Raw genomic sequence first — 19,633 nt, 5'->3', positions numbered from 1 at the left:
GTAATTAACCTTACACTTGTTTATAAGTTAATAACCAAACAAATATTAACTTATGAAAAAGATTTTACTCTCCCTATTAACATTCATGCTATTTATAGCAAATATGCAGGCACAGGCAATAGCCTACCAACCTGACGATATTTTACAGTGCGGATTTGAAATTTTTGATTTATCAGCACAGACTCCCGTTGTTTTGGGTAATCAAAACTCAAACGATTTTACTGTTGCTTATTTTACCTCTGAAGAAGATGCGACAGATAACACAAACCCAATTTTAAATCCATCTGAATATATCGGTCAGCAATCCGAAATTATTTATGTAAGAGTAACTAACAATAGTGATGACACTTTTGATACAACCTCGTTTTTAATAGGTTTTGGTGTCGGCTGGGTACCGGCTATGGACGACGTTTATGCTTGCGATGGCTATGCGTTACCACCCTTGCAGTTTGGTAATTATTTTTCGGGTCCTGCTGGTTCAGGTATTATGTACGCAGTTGGCGACTTAATACAAGAAACACAGATGGTGTATGTATATTATGAAGATTTTGGTTGTTTACAAGAAGAAGCTTTTGATGTATATATTGAAAATTTGTTTATAACTGAATTACCACCTCTAGTAGGATGTGTATCGGGAGATGAAAGTACATACGTTTTCGACCTCACTTCTGTGATTCCAATTGTTTTAAATGGCATTGCCGAAGGTGATGTAGCATTTTTTACAACGGAAGAAGACGCACTGATGGGGACAAACCAAATTAATAATCCTCTGCAATATACCAGTACAACTTTAACACAAACAATTTATGTAACGCTGTACGTAAATGATTGTATAGCAGTTGCACCATTAGACTTAATAGTTGATGATAATTGTACTGGAAATACAGTATTGGGTACAATTACATACGATATAGACAATAATGGGTGTAACGCTACAGATATTCTTGCATCAGGTATTTTAGTAAGTTTAGTTAACAATAACGATGTTTATTATACTTACACCAATGCTAATGGTGAGTATTATTTTTATAATGTGCCAGATGGCGATAGCACTATTAGTGTAGCGCAATCTTCTGGTATATCGTATACAAGTGTACCATCATCATATACTATAATAGTATCTGAGGAGCAAGATCCGCTTGATTTTTGTTTAACGGTTTCAAATCCTGTTAACGATGTTGCTGTAACTTTAGTACCTACTACATTAGCAATACCAGGTTTCCTTTCATCTTACGTTATTGTTTACGAAAACATGGGTGTATTACCAGCAAGCGGTGTTGTAAGTTTAACTTTTGATAGTACTATGATGACTTTTGATAGTGCTTTGCCAGCTATGCAGCAAGCAGGAAATACATTAACATTACAGTATGATAACCTAATGCCATTTCAATCAGGATACATTGTAGTTGATTTTCTTGTGATGCAACCGCCTACAGTAAACAGTGGCGATATTTTAGATTTTGCTGCAATTATAGATGCTAATTTAGATGATGATTTTAGCAATAACATATCTGAATTAAGCCAAACAGTAGTAAATAGTTTTGATCCTAACGATATTAGAGTACACGAAGGTGAGTATATAAGCGAAGAACAAGCAGAAGAGTATTTACATTATACCATTCGTTTCCAAAACGAAGGTACAGCCAATGCAACCAATGTTCGTATTGATACGGAGCTTGATGCTAATTTAGACTGGAGTACTTTTGAACCGATAGTAGGTAGCCATAATTATGTTACTGCGCGTAACGGCGAGAACGTATCATTCATATTCAATAATATCGATTTACCATATACCGATATCGATGTACCAGGTAGTCAAGGGTATGTAACCTATAAAATTAAACCAGCCGATGGCGTTACTATTGGCGATGTTATGGAGGCTACAGCAGGTATTTACTTCGATTTTAACGAAGCTATAATTACCAATACGGCTACTACTACTGTACAGGCTACAGCAAGTAGTGCAGCCTTTGCTAGTAATGCCTTTGTAGTGTATCCGAACCCTGCATCGACCAGCGTTACATTAAAAATGGAAAATTTAAATGGTGATGCTATGGTTAATGTTACTGATATATTAGGCAAAACAGTACTTAGTACTACAGCCTCTGGTAATGAGCTAAACTTAGATATTTCGATGCTTAATAGTGGAATGTATTTTATTACACTAGAAGCAGCAGGCAAATCAATTACTAAAAAAATCGTTGTTCAATAAATTTGTTAGTTATTAGTTTTTAGGCCTCCGCAATTGCGGAGGCTTTTTTATAAACTGTTTTAAACAGTGATAAATAAAAAACGAGCTGCAATTTGTAGCTCGTTTTTTAGTATTATTAGTTATCCTCAGTTTTTTTAGTCTTTTTATAAAAGGGTATAAAATAGGAAATACTGTAGTTAAAGCCTGCTCCAAATTTACCTATATAGGTTTTATTGAATCCTGGAATATAAAGGTTATCAAAATTATCAGGTTTTGTGTCGGTTATCATATAATTAAGCCTAAGGCTAAACCCGAGGAACAAATTATCAAAAACCTCTGCCTTTATACCGCCAACAACCTCTACCCAATGGGCAGTAAGCCCGCTATATTCCGTACCCGATTCAACAGTTACAGGATCAAGGTAGCGTATACCATTAGCATCAATAACGCGGTTATCGTATATGGTATACGAGTTTAATGTTTGGCTAAACGAGGCAAAACTATAGCGCATACCTGCGTATATCATATTTTCCATATCCAGCCAATTTTCATAGGCGTTATAGTCAAAACCAATTTTTAGGTAGCTTCCGTTGGTAGTAAAATTCAACTGCCTATCATCTATAGTATAATCTTCATTACCAATTTCTCCTGCTATGTATATCTTTTTAGTTATCCTGTAATCGGCTACAAGTTCCAACCCTCTGTAATCGTCAGTATAAAAACCTTTACTTAGTCGGTGCAAATCAGCACCTACACGTATTCCGTAGCGTTCTGTTTGTACAGGAGTAGCAATGCTATCGTTAGCAGTTTGTGCACTTGCAGCTACTGCAAAAAATAGCGCGCAAAGGTTAATAATAAATTTGCACATGCGCCGATTCTTCATCTTCTACGTTATTTCGGGTTATAATTACATCTTGTATCCAAAGGTTATCAGCGGGTACAGTATCGGTAAGTGTAGGGTTTAAGTTCTCTGTAGTATCATCGTCAAGGTAAAAAAATGTTTTGTACCCACACGCACGCGATACGTATATATCGTTACGAGTATAGTTAAACTCTAAGTAATCGGTATTGTAGTTGCTGGTACCGCCTGTACCTGTAGTAATAAGGGTAAAACCCCATCGTACAGTATTTACATCGGTACGCAAGGGTACTACAATACTGTCGGTAACGCTAGGTCCAATAAGGTTTACCTCGCCATCTACATCCATAAAGTATTGTATGTTGCCTGCTTTACGCTCCGTTTGGTTATCTTGGTTAAGTAATGTAATAATTAAGTTTGGGGTAGTAGCAGTACCATCGGCACATATATCATCTTTTTCGCAACCCCAAAAGCAACATAGGGTAGCTAGTAGTAGTAATAACGAAGCGAATATTTTTCTCATAACAGTAAAGCCTGTTTTTATTTATCGTTTTTCCAAAAGTACAACATTTTCCACATGGTGCGTTTGCGGAAACATATCTACGGGGCGCACACGGGTAACCTTATAGTGTTCGTCTAATAATGCCAAATCGCGTGCCTGTGTAGCCGAGTTGCAACTAACGTATACTATACGTTTGGGTGCTATATTAATTAATTGCGCTACTACATCTTTATGCATACCATCGCGCGGTGGGTCGGTAATAATAACATCAGGTTTACCGTGTGCAGCAATAAACGCATCGTTAAATACTACCTTCATATCACCAACAAAAAACTCACAATTGGTAATGTTATTGCGTTTGGCGTTTTCTTTAGCATCTTCAATCGCTTCGGGTACAGCCTCAACACCAATTACTTTGCCTGCTTTTTTGGCTACAAATTGTGCAATAGTGCCCGTACCTGTATATAAATCATAAACGAGCTCGTTACCTGTAAGTCCTGCAAAATCGCGCGTTATTTTGTATAGCTCGTACGCTTGCGCGGAATTGGTTTGGTAAAACGATTTAGCATTAATGCTAAAGTGTAAGCCTTCCATCTCTTCCAGTATGTAATCCCTACCTTTATAAAGGGTTACGTCTTGGTCGTATATAGTATCGTTAGCCTTTTGGTTTACTACATATTGTAGCGATGTTATTTCTGGGAATTTTGCCTGAAGATGATTTAATAACAGCTCACGCTTTTCTTTATCATCATCATAAAATTGTATCAGTACCATTATTTCGCCAGTAGAGGCTGTACGTAACATTAAGGTACGCAATAAACCAGAATGCTCTCTTGGGTTGAAAAAAGCCAATCCGTTTGCATTAGCAAAATCTCTAACCTCGTTACGTATGGCATTACTAGGGTCTTCCTGTAGGCTACAATGGGTTATATCCAATATTTTATCCCACATTCGAGGGATATGAAAACCAAGAGCATTACTATTCTCAATTTCTTTATCGCTTTGTATTTCCTCTTCCGTCATCCAACGGCTATTAGAGAAAGAGAATTCCATTTTATTACGGTAAAAAAACTGTTTTTCGCTTCCAAGTATGGGTTCAAAATCAGGGAGTTCAATTTTACCAATGCGTTTTAGGTTATTATATACCTCTCTGTTTTTGTAAAACAATTGACGCTCATACGTCATGTTTTGCCATTTACAACCACCGCACGAGCCAAAGTGTTGGCATACAGGTGTTATTCTGTGTTCCGAATACTCGTGAAATTTAGTGGCTTTACCTTCGTAATAGGCTTTACGTTTTTTAAATGTTTGTACATCTACCACATCACCAGGTACCACGTTGGGTATAAAAATAACTTTACCATCGGGGGCTTTAGCTACCGATACACCTCTTGCACCAGCATCCAGTACTTCAATATTTTCAAAAATAATTTCCTCTCTTCTTTTTCTTCCCATGCGGCAAAAATAAGCTATTGCTCATTAAATTTAAATAAATTTGTGGCTAATACTTAAAAACAACTAGTATGCCTGCTTATTTAGCTTTACTTCGTGCCGTTAACGTTAGCGGACACAATATTATAAAAATGGAGCATTTACGAAAACTAATGGCTGCAAATGGTTATAATAATGTGCAAACCTACATACAAAGTGGGAATATTGTTTTTGAGTTGGAGGAAACAGATAAGGCTAAGATAGCCTACGATATAAAATTACTTTTATACAAAGAATACGGTTATGATGTAGTAGTTTATATATACGATGCTGCCGATTTAGAACAGATTATAGCCAATAACCCTTATACTGACGATGTACCAGAGCCATCGGGCAAAAAAAAGTATTTTGTAGTATTCCTTACCCACGAAGTTACACCGCAGGGCTTGGATAAAATGAAAAAATACAATCGTAGTGACGATGCTTTTAAAGCTGTAGGTAAAATAGTGTATTTAAAACTATCGCAAAGTGCAGCAGACTCTAAATTAACCAATGCTTTTATAGAGAATAAATTGGGTAACAATTGCAAGGCTACTATACGCAATTGGAACACCACATTAAAAATGCTGACTATGTTGCAAACAGTAAACGAGTAATTTTTTTGTTAAACTTCATTTAATAGCCTATACATTCCGGTAGCTATTGGCTAATTTTATGCTATTAAAAACAACAAAAACTATATTTATGAAACGAAATGCTACAGCTATTTGGGAAGGCTCTCTTAAACAAGGTGAAGGAAGACTTAGTACAGAAAGTAATGTACTTAACAACACACAATACTCTTTTAAAACCCGTTTTGAAAGCGGTAATGGTACCAACCCCGAAGAGCTTATTGCTGCGGCACACTCAGGATGCTTTACCATGCAACTTACAGCATATTTAAACGAAGCAGGATATGATGTAGCTTCTATCGAAACAAAATGTGATGTTGATTTTCGAGATGGTAGCGTGGTAAGTTCACACCTGTCTGTAATTGCTAGGGTAGATGATATTAATACAGCAACATTCCAGCAACATGTACAAAAGGCAGAAAAAAATTGCCCTATATCCAAACTGCTTAACACTAAAATATCATCTAGCGCAACATTAGTGCAAAACTAACAAGCACTATACTACCATAATAAAAGCCCTACACTGTAGGGCTTTTATTATTTATGACGTTTGCATCTAAAATAGTAAATTTGGAGTGTAAACCATTTGCGTATGAACCGTTTTGATAGGATAACCGCCATGCTAATACAGCTACAATCTAAAAAAGTTGTAAAAGCACAAGACATTGCCAATAGGTTCGATATAAGCCTTCGTACTGTATATCGCGATATTCGTACGTTAGAAGAAGCAGGCGTACCCATATACGGCGAAGCAGGGATTGGTTATTCTTTAGTAGATGGGTATAGGCTGCCTCCAGTAATGTTTACCCCCGAAGAAGCGATGGCTTTTGTAACAGCCGAAAAGCTAATGGAAAAGTTTACAGATATAGCATTGCAAACCAACTTTGCATCGGCGCTGTACAAAGTAAAAGCAGTACTACGGGCTAGCGACAAACAACTTGTAGATAATCTTGAGGGGTATATAGAAGTTACTAAAAAACGCAGTAACAATAATAAATATCCGCAAAACACATTAGATGTACTTATAAAAGCTATTGCCGAACGAAAGGCTGTACAAATGGAATACCGCGCACTTAATAAAGATAGTAATAGCCAACGTTTAATAGAACCCATAGGCGTATTCCACGAAAACGAGCACTGGTACACCGTTGCCTACTGCCACCTCCGTGAAACATACCGACAATTTAGGATAGATAGGGTTAAAAATATACAGCTAACCCAACAAAAGCAACAGCAACGCACCACATTGCGCGAATACAGGGAGCAGGAGCAATTACAACGCGATTGTGTACCCCAAAAAGTTGTTTTACGTATTGATAAAAGGGTTGTACCCTACATACAAGAACAACGCTACCAGTACGGTTTTGTATCGGAAGAGGTTAAAGATGATTATGTTGATATGACATTTACATCGCATTATTTATACGAAGGCTTTGCCCGATGGATAATGATGTTTGCCGATTATGCTGAGGTACTAGAACCAGAGTCGCTCAAGGATAGAATAGCAACACTCGTAGAAAAAATTTCGGAAAAAATGAATTTAGAAAAATCCTACTGACATACTGTTGTCACCAACTGTGTTTTACTTTGTCCTATTAAACAAATAAAACCAATATGTTATGGATTTAATTCATTTATTAAACGAAGAATTACAAAGAGAGAGTGTTGTAACACGCAAAATGCTTGCACAAATTCCAGAAGAACATTTCGAGTGGCAACCGCATCCTAAAAGTATGAAAATGAAAATATTGGCATCGCACATAGCCGAATTACCCGATTGGATTGTTACCACAATACAAACCGATGAACTTGATTTTGCCGTTACCCAATACGAACCAAAAATTGTAGCAAGTACAGGAGAATTACTCGACTTTTTTGAAGAGAAACTAGCCGAAGGTAAAAAAGCACTAGCAGAAGCCGATATAAATACTTTTAACGATGTTTGGGTACTGCGTAAAGGTGATGAAATTTACACCCGCGATACAAAGTACGAAGTACTACGTATGTGCTTGGCTCAAATAATACATCACCGTGCACAACTGGGTGTTTATTTTAGGTTGTTGGATATGCCTGTGCCTGCAACTTACGGACCAAGTGCCGACGATATGAGTTTTTAATACAAATTATTTATTTAATACGCAAAACCTCATCCTGTTAAGAATGAGGTTTTTGTTATGTAATTAACTTAAAATAATCATAAAATAGTTTTATTTTTAGTAATTTGCGTCTGGAAAAAAATAGGATGATTTCTCTCCTATACTAAAGAAGGAATTGATGCTTTAAGAAAAATTAAAATTAAGTTACAATGTCGGTTTTAGAAAAATTAAGTTCGGCTGATGCCATTGCGTTAGAAAATAAATACGGAGCACACAATTATCACCCATTACCAGTAGTACTGAGTAAGGGCGAAGGTGTACATGTTTGGGATGTAGAAGGTAAGCAGTATTATGATTTTCTTTCGGCTTATTCTGCCGTAAATCAAGGACACTGCCATCCAAAAATTGTGGGTGCAATGATTGAGCAATCAAAAACATTAACGCTAACATCAAGAGCATTTTATAACGACCAATTAGGTAAGTACGAAGAGTATGTTACCAAATATTTTGGGTTTGATAAACTGTTACCTATGAATACGGGTGCAGAGGCTGTAGAAACAGCTATAAAAATATGCCGTAAATGGGCATACGAGAAAAAAGGTATTGACGAAAAAGCAGCAAAAATTGTAGTTTGTGCCAATAACTTTCATGGCAGAACAACAACAATAATATCATTCTCTAACGACGAAAATGCTAAAAAGAACTTTGGTCCTTTTACAAGCGGGTTTATTATGATACCGTACGATGATGCAGACGCATTAGAGGAGGTACTAAAAAATGATAAAAACATAGCAGGTTTCTTGGTTGAGCCTATACAGGGCGAAGCAGGGGTATACGTACCAGCGGAAGGATACTTGGCTAAAACCAAAGCAATTTGCGAGGCACACGATGTTTTGTTTATTGCTGATGAGGTACAAACAGGTATTGCCAGAACAGGTAAATTACTAGCCGTACACCACGAAGATGTACAACCCGATATTTTAATACTTGGTAAAGCAATATCTGGAGGTGCATACCCTGTATCGGCAGTATTGGCAGACGACCATATTATGAATGTAATTAAACCAGGGCAGCACGGTTCTACATTTGGGGGTAACCCAGTAGCAGCAGTAGTAGCTATAGCAGCGTTAGAAGTGGTTAAAGACGAACAGTTAGCAGAAAACGCCGAAACTTTAGGGCAATTATTCAGAGCAAAACTCAACGAATACATTACAGAAAGTAATGGTAATATTGCTACACTTGTTAGAGGAAAAGGGTTACTAAACGCCGTTGTTATAAACGATACCGAAGACAGTTCTACCGCTTGGGATATTTGCATGAAATTACGTGATAACGGATTGCTTGCTAAACCAACACATGGTAATATTATCCGTTTTGCACCACCATTGGTAATGAATGAAGAACAATTGCTAGAATGTGTACATATTATAATTAATACACTAAAAGAGTTCGAAAAATAATATTTGACTGATATATAGTTTTATTATGGAGCAAAATTCTTCTTTCGATTCTTTTGAACTACAATTAACAGGTGAAGCAAAGAGCTTTTTAAAAACATCTGCGGGTTGGGCTTTGTTTTTAGCTATTATTGGTTCTATAGTTATATTGTTCTCACTTCTTGGCTCATTAGGCATGTTAATGGCAGGTAGCATGATAGACTCTAAACCTGAAAGTTTAGGAGCAATGGGTATAATGTCAAGTGCTACAATAGGGTTAATGTCGCTTTTATTTACAATAACAATGTTTTTCCCAGTACTCTATTTGTACAAGTTTTCATCGTCGACACGACAAGCAATTAGCCAAAACAATACTATTGGAATGACAAAAGCTTTTAGTGATTTAAAAGGTTATTTTTTGTGGTCTGGCATCCTTACAATTTTTTCTATTGTTACTTATTTAGTACTTATAGTATACGTGGTTTCGGCTGCATCACAATTATCATAAATGTAATATTACTATATTTCTTACAATCCCGCCTTGGCGGGATTTTTTATTGGTAAGTATTATTAGTAGTTTTGATGTTTAATATTACAGTTATGAAAACAATATATATATTACTTATGTTTGGAGTTGCTTTTTTGGCATTATACGAGCAATCCAAGCAAGAGCCTAACACGATTGTAATGATTAGTGCTATTGTTTTATTTATGTTTGGGCTTATGAAATTAATGGCTAAGGTACCAAGCAAACATAACCGCGATAACGAGAATGATGATGTTTAATATAGGTGATACAGTTACGGTGCTGGATGACTCTTTTAACGGAAAAGTAAAAGGGTTTAAAGCCGATATGGTTATTGTGGAAACTGAAGAAGGTTTTGATTTGGAGTTTAACGCCAAAGAACTCATTAAAATATCCGATACATCAGTACTGCAAAATTTTGGTGCACAGAGCATGCAATCCATCCTAAAAGATAAAGAGCTACCTAAAAAGCGAAGCTTTGTAAAACAAAAGAAATCGAAAAAGGATGAGTTTGTACTTGAAGTAGATTTACATATTGAAAAGCTAGTACCGAATAAAAGAGGAATGTCTAACTACGATATTTTAACCCTGCAATCAGACACTGCTAAACGACAGCTTGATTTTGCTATACGCAACAGAATGCCCAAGGTAGTATTTATTCATGGAGTAGGAGAGGGCGTTTTAAAAGCCGAACTTGACTTTTTGCTTGGTAGGTACGATAATGTTACATTTCAGGATGCCGATTATAAAAAATACGGATTAGGAGCTACCGAAGTGTATATAAAACAAAACCCGAACAGATAATAATTAAAAAAAACAGCTTATAAAAAGCTGTTTTTTTTAATTATATCATTTATTCAATTACTCTTCGGTAACATAAGTACCCAATAAAAATCCTCCGTTATTTTGGGCTATTTGTGCATTTTCGGGTGTTAATACATCGTATAACGTAAATGTTTCTCCTGTAGTTAAATCAATACGGGTAAAAACAACATCCTGTAATCGTATTTCATGGAAAAACGTACCTGGATTCAAAGAATCTTCAGTAGTAACAACAATAGCACTCCCAGAGGATGCTCTCCAGCGCTGTTCAATCTCAATAGTAGTATCTAAGTCACATATAGCCGAACTGGTTGCAGCACCAGCGTACACTGTAAATAATAATTCATGTTCTTCTTCCTCTGCCGAAAATTCAATAGCGGGTAAATTACCTATTTCATTTACAAACGTACCCTCGGGGAAATTAAGTATCAGTACATCGTTACCACTAATTTTGTATACCCTGTCTGCCGCTATACCGTTGCAAGCAATAGCTACAGGTACTTCTTCATTCCCAAAATCAAAATTAAAACCAATATCGCTCGTAAACGTACCAAAATCGTTGTTATTAATACGTATATCCTCTTCGCCACTACTAAAGGTAATTTCCTGTAGCGTTATAGCGTGTATGTAGCCCTCTAGCTTCCCATCTACAATATTTTCAATCGTCGATATCAATATAGTCCCATCGCCAGTCCATTCCTCTATCACGTTAGGCGATGTTACAGGCAGTCCATCATCAGTGCAAATTAAATTAGCAGTATTTGCTGCGCCATTATAATTACGGTAAATAATTTTATTTGCGCCTGCTGTAGTAATAGCAACTTCTTTTGGTATTATATCGCCGTTTTCATCAAACTCACTCGGAATATTATACAATTCAGCAGGGTTTATTTCCAAGATAATAGCTTCGGTACCATTAGTTTTATAATACAGGTTGTTTTTTATACAAGTAGATACTGTAGTATTAGGGAAATTAAAATTTTTAAAATCAACATCACCATCATCACAACCCACAATTGCTATAAGTACTGCTACAAGAGCCACTATTTTTTTCATTGTTCATTAAATTTTAAACAAAAATAAGGTTTTTAATGGTGTGCCGAAATGTTTTGCAATTCCGTTTGCGCTAAAATAAGGTTACAATAAACTTTTTAAGTAATTTTGTAGCCATGAAAAAAGTATATCTCGATAATGCGGCTACTAGTGCATTACGCCCAGAAGTTATAACCGAAATTACCAACATATTATCAGAACAATACGGAAATCCTTCCTCTACACATAGTTTTGGCAGGAGTGCAAAAGTAGTATTGGAAACAAGCCGTAAAACCATTGCTGCTTTACTTAACGCAGAACCACGCGAAATTATTTTTACCTCGGGTGGTACAGAGGCTGATAATTGGATTATTCGTAGTGCGGTACAGCATTGTGGCGTAAAACGTATTATTACCGCTAAAACGGAGCACCATGCCGTTTTGTATGCTGCACAAGCTGTTGCCGAGGAGTACAATATTGCTATTGATTATGTTAATGTATTACCTGATGGCACACCCGATACGGAGCATTTGCATCGTTTATTAGCAGCAAAAATACCTACATTAGTAACCCTAATGCACGTAAATAACGAAATAGGTACAAGTACAGATTTACACCAAATAGGTACTATATGTAGGGAATACGATGCTTTGTTCCATTCCGATACAGTACAATCTGTAGGTAAAGCAGACCTTGATTTAACGGCTTTGCCTGTAGATTTTATAGCAGCAAGTGCACATAAGTTTCACGGACCTAAAGGTGTTGGTTTTGCCTACGTACAAAAAAATAGCCGATTAAAAGCCATGTTATATGGTGGCGAACAAGAAAAAGGGATGCGTGCAGGTACTGAGGGTGTACACCAAATTGCAGGTATGGCAAAAGCATTAGAATTATCGTACCAAAACCGAGAAGCAGATAAAGCCCATATAACCAACCTACGTAATTATTTGTTGGAGCAATTAAAATTACACTTCCCAACCTATAAAATAAACGGTACTGTAGCAGGGCAGGAGCACGATGCTAGTACCATTTTCTATCCTATAGCAAACATACAACTACCTTTACCCGAAGACAAAGTACCGATGCTTTTGTTTAATTTAGATATGAAAGGGATAGCCGTATCACGCGGTAGCGCGTGCCAGTCGGGGAGTATAAAACCCTCGCATGTATTGCAAGAAATACTATCGGACGAAGAGCTTTGTAAACCATCATTGCGCGTATCGTTAGCATATTATAACACAAAAGAAGAGATTGATTTACTACTAAGTGCATTGAAAAATAGCTAGACAATAAATTTTTGGTACAGATTATGTAAGTAAGTTTAAAAACGTATACACATAATCAGATGAAAAAAATTATACTTTCATTATTCGCCCTTATAGCATTTACAACTACGTTACAGGCACAGCGTGGTGGCAACGTAGAATTTAGTATTGCAGGTGGGGTTAACTTCTCCAATGTAAATTCATACTTTAATAATGCCGACTTTAATACGGGGTATAACTTTCAAGGTGGTATCGACTTTTATTTTTCGGAATACTGGAGCATTAAAGCGAAAGCGATATACGACAGTAAAGGCTGGGATAACGATTTAATTGTAATTGAAAGTCGTGATAGGGGACGCCCTTCGGGTACATACCTTACCGATTTTGAATTGGATTATATTACCGTACCGCTTATGGCTAATTTTCATTTTGGTTATGATAACAATTGGTATATTAATTTTGGACCTTATGTAGGTTTTTTGTTGGATGCCCGTGCAACTGCTTTTGATACCGATGTTATGCAAGATTTTGAAGATACTGATGTGGGGATTGCCTTTGGTTTAGGTGTAAAAATACCAGTAAACGAATATTTTAAATTTTTTATTGAATTTGATGGACAAAGTGGTTTTACTGATATTTTTGAGCGTAATAACCGCCCAGACGTTAATAACTACAGAGGAGCTATAAACGTGGGACTTAATTTTATGTTATAGAAGTTACAATGCTATCAATAAAAAAGCTCCTTATAAAGGAGCTTTTTGTATTGGTTAGGTGGGGTATTTGTTATTTAAAATCGCATACCTATACCAAAACCTATAATCCAAGGGTTAATATCTACCTCAGCAGGTATACTGAGCCCTTCGGCAAGGTTAGAGGCATCTACGGTAACATCGGTGCTTAAAAACAGTTTTTTAACATCTATATTAATAAAAAATTTATCATTAATTTCTACATCCAATCCTGCCTGTAGTGCAAATCCGAAAGTATCGTCGTATTCTATACCACGTACGGTATTACCTTCATCTTCACTATAAAAAATAGTATAGTTAACACCCGCACCCGCATACGGTCGGAACTTTTCGTCAGGTAAAAAGTGGTATTGTAATGTTAGTGTAGGAGGAAGTAAATATACGCTACCTAAATCTACATCGGTACTTGTAGGACCGCCAACGGCTGAGATATCAGATCCTGTAGTTTTTACGTCGTGTTTTGTTGTGGCTAATATAAGTTCGGCAGCAATATTTTTAGTAAAGAAATACGTAAAATCCAATTCTGGAACAAACGTGGTAGAAATATCAGCATCACCACCAATAATGCCAACAGTAGCACTTTCGTCGGGTACTACAGCTATACCACGAAGGCGCACTTGCCATCTTTTAAAATCGTTAGATGTATCATTTGTATCATCCTGTGCAAATATTGAATTTGTGCTAAATAATCCGATTGCCATTAGAGCAAAAACTATTTTTTTCATGGTTAATGTGTTTTAAATTATACTTCAAATTTAGGTAACACAATCAGCACAAAACCTGACTTAAATCATGGTTTAAAAAATTATTTTTTAATTCTTTTTAATAACTAAGATTAAGTATAAATATGTAGCAGTTATTAATCTCCTCCGCAGCCACCACAACCACCACAGCCAGAACATCCGCTATTACATCCGTGATCACTACAACCGCCAAATCCGCTCCAACTATTCTCTGAATCATTTGATGTATTTTCGAACTCATATTCATCAAAACTACTTCCACAGCCTATGGAAGTAATATGAGGGTAATTTCTATGAAATTCTTCTAATAGATCTTTGTCAACTTCTTTTAGCATGCTCATATCAAACGTCTTTATTAATACAACACATCCTAATATTGAGTTAACAATGGAGTAGGCTTTACTCGGATTATTTACGGTCAACTCAGGTAATTCTTTCTCGAGGTTTTCAATTTCTTTTTTAACTTCTATCTTAACTCTTATTCCTAGGCTTGTTATTGTAGCTTTACCAAAAATTCGTTGAAAAATATTTCTATCAAAATAGTTTTTGATATTCAGACTTTTGTAAATACTGCTTTTATACAGCATTTTATTTTTGGCACTCTGGTAAGTTATTTTTACAAAATTCCGAAATAAAACTTCGCTATTCCTGTTATCAATAAAGGGTTTTATAAATATATCCTCATGTTTTAATGCATTATATTTATGAAAATTAGATCCTTGTTTGATGTAAATAAACATCCATACACCATCTCTATTTGTTATTTTTTTCTCTATTTCGATAACCTGAAGAACCTGTTTTAACAATAAATCTATAAAAGTAACCTTGAGTAACTCTTCTAAAGTGACATCTTCATTTTTAGTTATTAGTAAAACTTCAGCAGGTGTAAGTTGTGTAAGTTGTTTCATCTTTTAAGTAAAAAAGCTGGTTTTTTTAATATCCAATAGCGATGCATGTTTACTCTGAGAAAATTGATTTCTGAAAATCGTATTTTACTACTAGGCCATATATCTTCAGGAGGAGTATATCCAAAAGAATTTATATAGGCTTGTTTAGTTTTTTCGTACCAGTTGGTAAATTTGTCGCCTTCTTGTTTACCCCCTTTGGTAGGACCATGATGTATTTCTCTTTTTAGTGTATGCTTACAAAATTCAAACCAGTAAGATTGTGTATATAATAAATGTAGATGCCATACTTGGTCAACTTGGTCGGAGGGAGTAAGAGGGTGGTTACTAATACAGATAAGAAACATAAATTTTTTATATTCAAAAACTGCCCTTACAGCAAATTCATAAGTCCACCCATTTTCACGAACTAACCTGTCGGTAAAAGTAAATTCAGAGGTAGGGTCATCTATCTCAAAAACACTTATTTTATCCCACAGTACTCTTTGTTCAGCGTTCAGATTTATAGTTGATTCTTTTTGTAGCACCATTTAGCGAGTTTATAATTACTTTAAAATATAAAAACCCGCTTTGAAAGATCAAAGGGGTTTTTATAATTTACTTCAGACATTATTATGCTATAAGTGTATTACCTCACCGTAAGCATCAGCTACAGCTTCCATAACCGCTTCGCTCATGGTTGGGTGCGGGTGTACTGCTTTTAGTATTTCGTGCCCAGTAGTTTCTAACTTACGTGCCACTACAGCTTCGGCAATCATATCGGTAACGCCAGCACCAATCATGTGGCAGCCTAACCATTCGCCATACTTAGCATCAAAAATAACTTTTACAAAACCATCGGGTGTACCCGCTGCTTTTGCTTTACCTGATGCCGAGAATGGGAATTTACCTATTTTAAGCTCATATCCTTTTTCTTTAGCTTGCTTTTCAGTAAGTCCTACCGATGCAATTTCTGGCGTGGCATACGTACAGCCAGGTATATTACCATAGTCTAATGGCTCTACGTGCATCCCTGCTATTTTCTCTACACATAATATACCTTCGGCAGAAGCTACGTGTGCTAGGGCTTGCCCAGGTGCTACGTCGCCAATGGCATAGTAACCAGGTATGTTGGTTTGGTAATAATCGTTTACCATTATCTTGTCTTTATCAGTAGCAATACCTACTTCTTCCAGACCTATATTTTCGATGTTTGATTTTATACCTACTGCCGAAAGTACAATATCGGCCTCCAATACCTCTTCGCCTTTGGCTGTTTTAACCGTAGCTTTAACGCCATCGCCCGAAGTATCTACTTTCTCAACCGACGAATTTGTCATAATTTTTATACCCGCTTTTTTAAGCGAACGCTCAAATTGTTTTGAGATATCGTTATCCTCTACAGGTACAATGTTGGGCATAAACTCTACAATAGTAACATCGGTGCCCATAGCGTTATAAAAGTGTGCAAACTCTACACCTATAGCCCCAGAGCCTACCACTATCATCGATTTTGGTTGTTTCTCCAACGTCATGGCTTTACGGTACCCAATAACCTTTTTACCATCTTGTGGTAGGTTAGGCAACTCGCGCGAACGTGCTCCTGTAGCAATAATAATATGGTCGGCACTAAGTTCTGTTACTTTACCATCGGCATCGGTAACATCTATCTTTTTACCCGGTTTTACTTTACCCGTACCCATTACTACATCAATCTTATTCTTTTTCATTAAAAACTGTACGCCTTTACTCATACCATCGGCTACGCCACGACTACGCTTAACTACAGCATTAAAATCTTTATCAAAATCTTTTACGGTAAGTCCGTAATCAGATGCGTGTTTAAGATAGTCGAAAACCTGTGCACTTTTTAGTAGTGCTTTGGTAGGAATACACCCCCAGTTAAGGCAAACGCCACCAAGGCTTTCTTTCTCTACAATGGCTACTTTTAAGCCTAACTGTGAAGCTCTTATGCCTGTTACATAACCACCAGGACCGCTTCCTAAAACAATAACATCGTATTTCATGAATATGGTTTTTTCTCGTTTATTTTTAAGTTTACGAAATTAGGTATTTATTTGGAAAGAGGGAAATGTTTAATTAGTTTAGATTAAAGCCTGATTTTAACGAATTAAAATGAATTTCATCTTTTTCTAAGATATTGATTAATTCATCTATTGCTTGTGGTAAATTCATTATCAAGCTATCATGTTTTGTAACTTTATCAAGATTTGTAAAATGAGAAAAATGATGTAAAGTTTTTAGTTCACTATATTCAGGGAATAATATTTTTAATCGATTATCAACCTCATCAGTTGAGCTTGGTAATTTCATTAAAGTATAAATTTCTAAAAATCGTCTAATCGCATTAGGTAATAGAATTAATCGCTCATCATTCTCTTTATCTAAAGATGAATGAAAACCGAAAATTAACTCAAACAAGTATAAATATTCTGATTTATGATTTTTAAGACTTTTGGGTAATGGCTTTATTTCAGATGCAGATTTTGACACTTTTTGAATCAAATAATATTCTGAAGTAGGTTGTTGATAACCATCAATTTTCTTTTTTTTGTTTATACGATTTGAATCTTTTAAAAAAGCAAAAAAATCAGAATTATGTGTTGATATAAATAATTGTTTAAAACACTCAACAATCTTTTCACTATTATTTTCGTCGATTCCTTTTCTGAAAAAAAATGAGTTTATTATTGAATAAACTTGTGTAATGTGATTAATATCTAAACTAGATATGGGATCATCTATAAAAATGATATACTCAAAAAGTTCATTTTTTTTGAACAAACTTTGCAAAGTCACCAAAAAGTACGAAAAAGAGATTGCTGTTTTTTCACCTTCACTGAAATTTTGAGCAATGACGTTTCCTCTTTTTAAAATAAACTTTTCGTCTTCACTAACCTCTATTTTAATATCGTCTCTGTTTAGAAATTTATTTATAAAATCATTAAATTCTTTTCTCCCTAATGTAATACTTTTTAGTTCTGATTCTAGGTCATAATTATTTTCTTCAAGCTTTTTTACCAACTTTTCGTATCGCTCTAAACAACGCATTGCAAAATCTTTCTTTTTTTCCTTAATTAGATAATCTTCTTCAATCAGGTAGTCAGCTACATAATGTTTTTTTACTAAAAGCCTAGAATCGTTTTGAATATCTATAAAATTATCGATTAGATCGTTATTGTCGTTTATAATGTTATTTATTGCTAATATTGAGATTTTAAACTCATTTATTATTTCTGATTCGAGTGAGTGTACAGTTATTGACTTGAATATTTTATTAGATTCTTTTTCTTTGAGTTTATCTATCAGCAATTTGAAGTAATCAATAATTTTAGGTATATACTGGTTCAAATTCTCTAATTGTAAATTATAATCTCTTTGGTAAGATTCAAAAAAATCATTTTTACTTTTAGGGAGCTTTATTTCATTAATCTTTTGTATTTCATCTTCGATTTCCAGTATTAAGCTAGAAGTTCTATCTCTTAGCTTTGACACTTCGCTTGATAAATAATCATTTAAGGTCTTTTTTCTTATATTGGATAAATTATTGCCGCAAAACAAGCAATTATTTTCATTTTCATGTAACAGTATACCTTCTTTTAACCAACTTTGAACACTAGTTGAGAAAATTTCAATTATGTTTTCAGGATCTAATTCGTGAGCCAACACATTGTTGACCGAAATAATAATACTATTTAAGTTAATGTCATAATCTATTAGACCAATCTTATCTTTGTTGTTCGAAGCAATAGATACTTTTTTGCAGTAAATTAGTTTTTCGTTGTCTAAAATGTGTTCATTTAAATTTGAAATAACCTCATTCTTAATTTTTTTATAATGACGCTTATCAAAATCAATTAAGCTATTAAAGATATCATTTTTAATTTTTTTAGCTTCATTTGAAAATTTATATTCTTCAAAAGGATAAAAGTTATGAAGAGCATTTAAGTAAATTTCTTTTCTACCACTCTCATTTTCATTTCCATTTATTTTACTGATTGTTAACTTGTTTTTTTGTATTTTTTCTCTTACTAAAATTTTTTCGCCAACGTCAAATGTTATTCCGTTAATTTTATTGTCTAAGTCCCATCGCAAATTTTCTAATATGTAATCTGAATTATAGATTAATATTTTTTCATTAGAAGTGTCTATATTATTTTGATTGATTTCTGTGTTTTCTTCGACAATAATTTTAAATTGGCTGTTTTCGAAGTGTGGGTGAACTTTTTTATCTCTCAAACACTCAAATAGTCTTGACAAAGTTGTTTTTCCTGAGTAATTCCAGCCGTATAGGATATTTTTTTTCTTAAAATTTGAGATTTTTCCCCAGTTGAAGTCTTTATAAACTCCAAAGTCATTAATAGTTTGTATTTTTTTAATCATAAGTAATTAAATTAGTTATTAA

The 19,633-nt window shown here is 35.0% G+C and carries 20 protein-coding genes; 11 read left to right on the top strand and 9 right to left on the bottom strand.

Annotated elements, in window-relative coordinates; genetic code table 11:
• Positions 1-52 precede the first annotated feature (52 nt).
• On the top strand, positions 53-2,212 hold the full coding sequence (locus K1I41_RS10745; RefSeq protein WP_220640344.1) for a T9SS type A sorting domain-containing protein: 2,160 nt from the start codon (positions 53-55) through the stop codon (positions 2,210-2,212).
• Between the two features lie 115 nt (positions 2,213-2,327).
• Here K1I41_RS10745 and K1I41_RS10740 read toward each other — a convergent pair whose 3' ends face one another.
• Genes K1I41_RS10740 through rlmD form a run of 3 tightly spaced genes read right to left on the bottom strand, consistent with a single transcriptional unit; the run spans position 2,328 to position 5,007 of the window.
• Positions 2,328-3,074 carry a DUF6048 family protein gene (locus K1I41_RS10740; RefSeq protein ID WP_255566924.1) on the bottom strand — a complete coding sequence of 249 codons (747 nt, stop codon included), beginning with the start codon at positions 3,072-3,074 and terminating at the stop codon, positions 2,328-2,330.
• Positions 3,040-3,573, bottom strand: a complete 534-nt coding sequence (locus K1I41_RS10735) for a DUF6452 family protein (protein WP_220640343.1) — start codon at positions 3,571-3,573, stop codon at positions 3,040-3,042. Before K1I41_RS10735 ends, K1I41_RS10740 begins: the two co-directional genes overlap by 35 nt.
• Positions 3,574-3,594: 21 nt before the next feature.
• Positions 3,595-5,007: a 23S rRNA (uracil(1939)-C(5))-methyltransferase RlmD gene (gene rlmD / locus K1I41_RS10730; RefSeq protein ID WP_220640342.1), complete on the bottom strand. Its 1,413-nt coding sequence runs from the start codon at positions 5,005-5,007 to the stop codon at positions 3,595-3,597.
• Positions 5,008-5,075: 68 nt separating this feature from the next.
• On the opposite strand from rlmD, the gene K1I41_RS10725 reads away from it, so the two are divergent.
• The 8 genes from K1I41_RS10725 (at position 5,076) to K1I41_RS10690 (ending at position 10,516) form a co-directional block, all read left to right on the top strand.
• Complete coding sequence (locus K1I41_RS10725; RefSeq protein WP_220640341.1) at positions 5,076-5,639, top strand: DUF1697 domain-containing protein; 564 nt, start codon at positions 5,076-5,078, stop codon at positions 5,637-5,639.
• An 88-nt stretch (positions 5,640-5,727) separates the two neighbouring features.
• Positions 5,728-6,144 carry an OsmC family protein gene (locus K1I41_RS10720; RefSeq protein ID WP_220640340.1) on the top strand — a complete coding sequence of 139 codons (417 nt, stop codon included), beginning with the start codon at positions 5,728-5,730 and terminating at the stop codon, positions 6,142-6,144.
• Positions 6,145-6,246: 102 nt separating this feature from the next.
• Entirely contained in the window at positions 6,247-7,212 is a 966-nt protein-coding gene (locus tag K1I41_RS10715) for a helix-turn-helix transcriptional regulator (protein WP_220640339.1), read from the top strand.
• 61 nt (positions 7,213-7,273) lie between these two features.
• On the top strand, positions 7,274-7,771 hold the full coding sequence (locus tag K1I41_RS10710; protein WP_220640338.1) for a DinB family protein: 498 nt from the start codon (positions 7,274-7,276) through the stop codon (positions 7,769-7,771).
• Between the two features lie 188 nt (positions 7,772-7,959).
• Positions 7,960-9,210 (top strand): ornithine--oxo-acid transaminase, encoded by a 1,251-nt coding sequence (gene rocD, locus K1I41_RS10705; RefSeq protein WP_220640337.1) that lies wholly within the window; start codon positions 7,960-7,962, stop codon positions 9,208-9,210.
• Between the two features lie 25 nt (positions 9,211-9,235).
• Positions 9,236-9,694, top strand: coding sequence for a hypothetical protein (locus K1I41_RS10700; protein ID WP_220640336.1), 459 nt, complete (start codon positions 9,236-9,238; stop codon positions 9,692-9,694).
• A 92-nt stretch (positions 9,695-9,786) separates the two neighbouring features.
• Positions 9,787-9,972, top strand: coding sequence for a hypothetical protein (locus tag K1I41_RS10695; protein WP_220640335.1), 186 nt, complete (start codon positions 9,787-9,789; stop codon positions 9,970-9,972).
• On the top strand, positions 9,965-10,516 hold the full coding sequence (locus tag K1I41_RS10690; RefSeq protein ID WP_220641874.1) for a DUF8465 domain-containing protein: 552 nt from the start codon (positions 9,965-9,967) through the stop codon (positions 10,514-10,516). Before K1I41_RS10695 ends, K1I41_RS10690 begins: the two co-directional genes overlap by 8 nt.
• Positions 10,517-10,573: 57 nt before the next feature.
• Here the strand turns inward: K1I41_RS10690 and K1I41_RS10685 are convergent, their stop codons facing one another.
• Positions 10,574-11,590 (bottom strand): hypothetical protein, encoded by a 1,017-nt coding sequence (locus K1I41_RS10685; protein ID WP_220640334.1) that lies wholly within the window; start codon positions 11,588-11,590, stop codon positions 10,574-10,576.
• A 113-nt stretch (positions 11,591-11,703) separates the two neighbouring features.
• On the opposite strand from K1I41_RS10685, the gene K1I41_RS10680 reads away from it, so the two are divergent.
• Together K1I41_RS10680 and K1I41_RS10675 are read left to right on the top strand one after the other, a co-directional pair.
• Positions 11,704-12,852, top strand: coding sequence for a cysteine desulfurase family protein (locus K1I41_RS10680; protein ID WP_220640333.1), 1,149 nt, complete (start codon positions 11,704-11,706; stop codon positions 12,850-12,852).
• Positions 12,853-12,911: 59 nt separating this feature from the next.
• A complete protein-coding gene (locus K1I41_RS10675) occupies positions 12,912-13,544 on the top strand; it encodes a porin family protein (RefSeq protein WP_220640332.1) in 633 nt (210 codons plus the stop codon).
• Positions 13,545-13,618: 74 nt separating this feature from the next.
• Here K1I41_RS10675 and K1I41_RS10670 read toward each other — a convergent pair whose 3' ends face one another.
• The 5 genes from K1I41_RS10670 to K1I41_RS10650 all read right to left on the bottom strand — a co-directional run bounded on the left by K1I41_RS10670 (position 13,619) and on the right by K1I41_RS10650 (position 19,611).
• Positions 13,619-14,305, bottom strand: a complete 687-nt coding sequence (locus tag K1I41_RS10670; protein ID WP_220640331.1) for an OmpW/AlkL family protein — start codon at positions 14,303-14,305, stop codon at positions 13,619-13,621.
• A 134-nt stretch (positions 14,306-14,439) separates the two neighbouring features.
• Positions 14,440-15,231, bottom strand: a complete 792-nt coding sequence (locus K1I41_RS10665; RefSeq protein WP_220640330.1) for a DUF2207 domain-containing protein — start codon at positions 15,229-15,231, stop codon at positions 14,440-14,442.
• Positions 15,228-15,758, bottom strand: coding sequence for a glycine-rich domain-containing protein (locus tag K1I41_RS10660; RefSeq protein ID WP_255566923.1), 531 nt, complete (start codon positions 15,756-15,758; stop codon positions 15,228-15,230). Before K1I41_RS10660 ends, K1I41_RS10665 begins: the two co-directional genes overlap by 4 nt.
• An 87-nt stretch (positions 15,759-15,845) precedes the next feature.
• Entirely contained in the window at positions 15,846-17,234 is a 1,389-nt protein-coding gene (lpdA, locus tag K1I41_RS10655) for a dihydrolipoyl dehydrogenase (protein ID WP_220640329.1), read from the bottom strand.
• Positions 17,235-17,307: 73 nt separating this feature from the next.
• Positions 17,308-19,611, bottom strand: a complete 2,304-nt coding sequence (locus K1I41_RS10650; protein ID WP_220640328.1) for an AAA family ATPase — start codon at positions 19,609-19,611, stop codon at positions 17,308-17,310.
• Positions 19,612-19,633: the final 22 nt, after the last annotated feature.

This window comes from Flavobacterium litorale, assembly GCF_019613795.1.
Classification (GTDB): domain Bacteria; phylum Bacteroidota; class Bacteroidia; order Flavobacteriales; family Flavobacteriaceae; genus Flavobacterium; species Flavobacterium litorale.
This window is presented reverse-complemented; position numbering and strand designations above follow the sequence as displayed.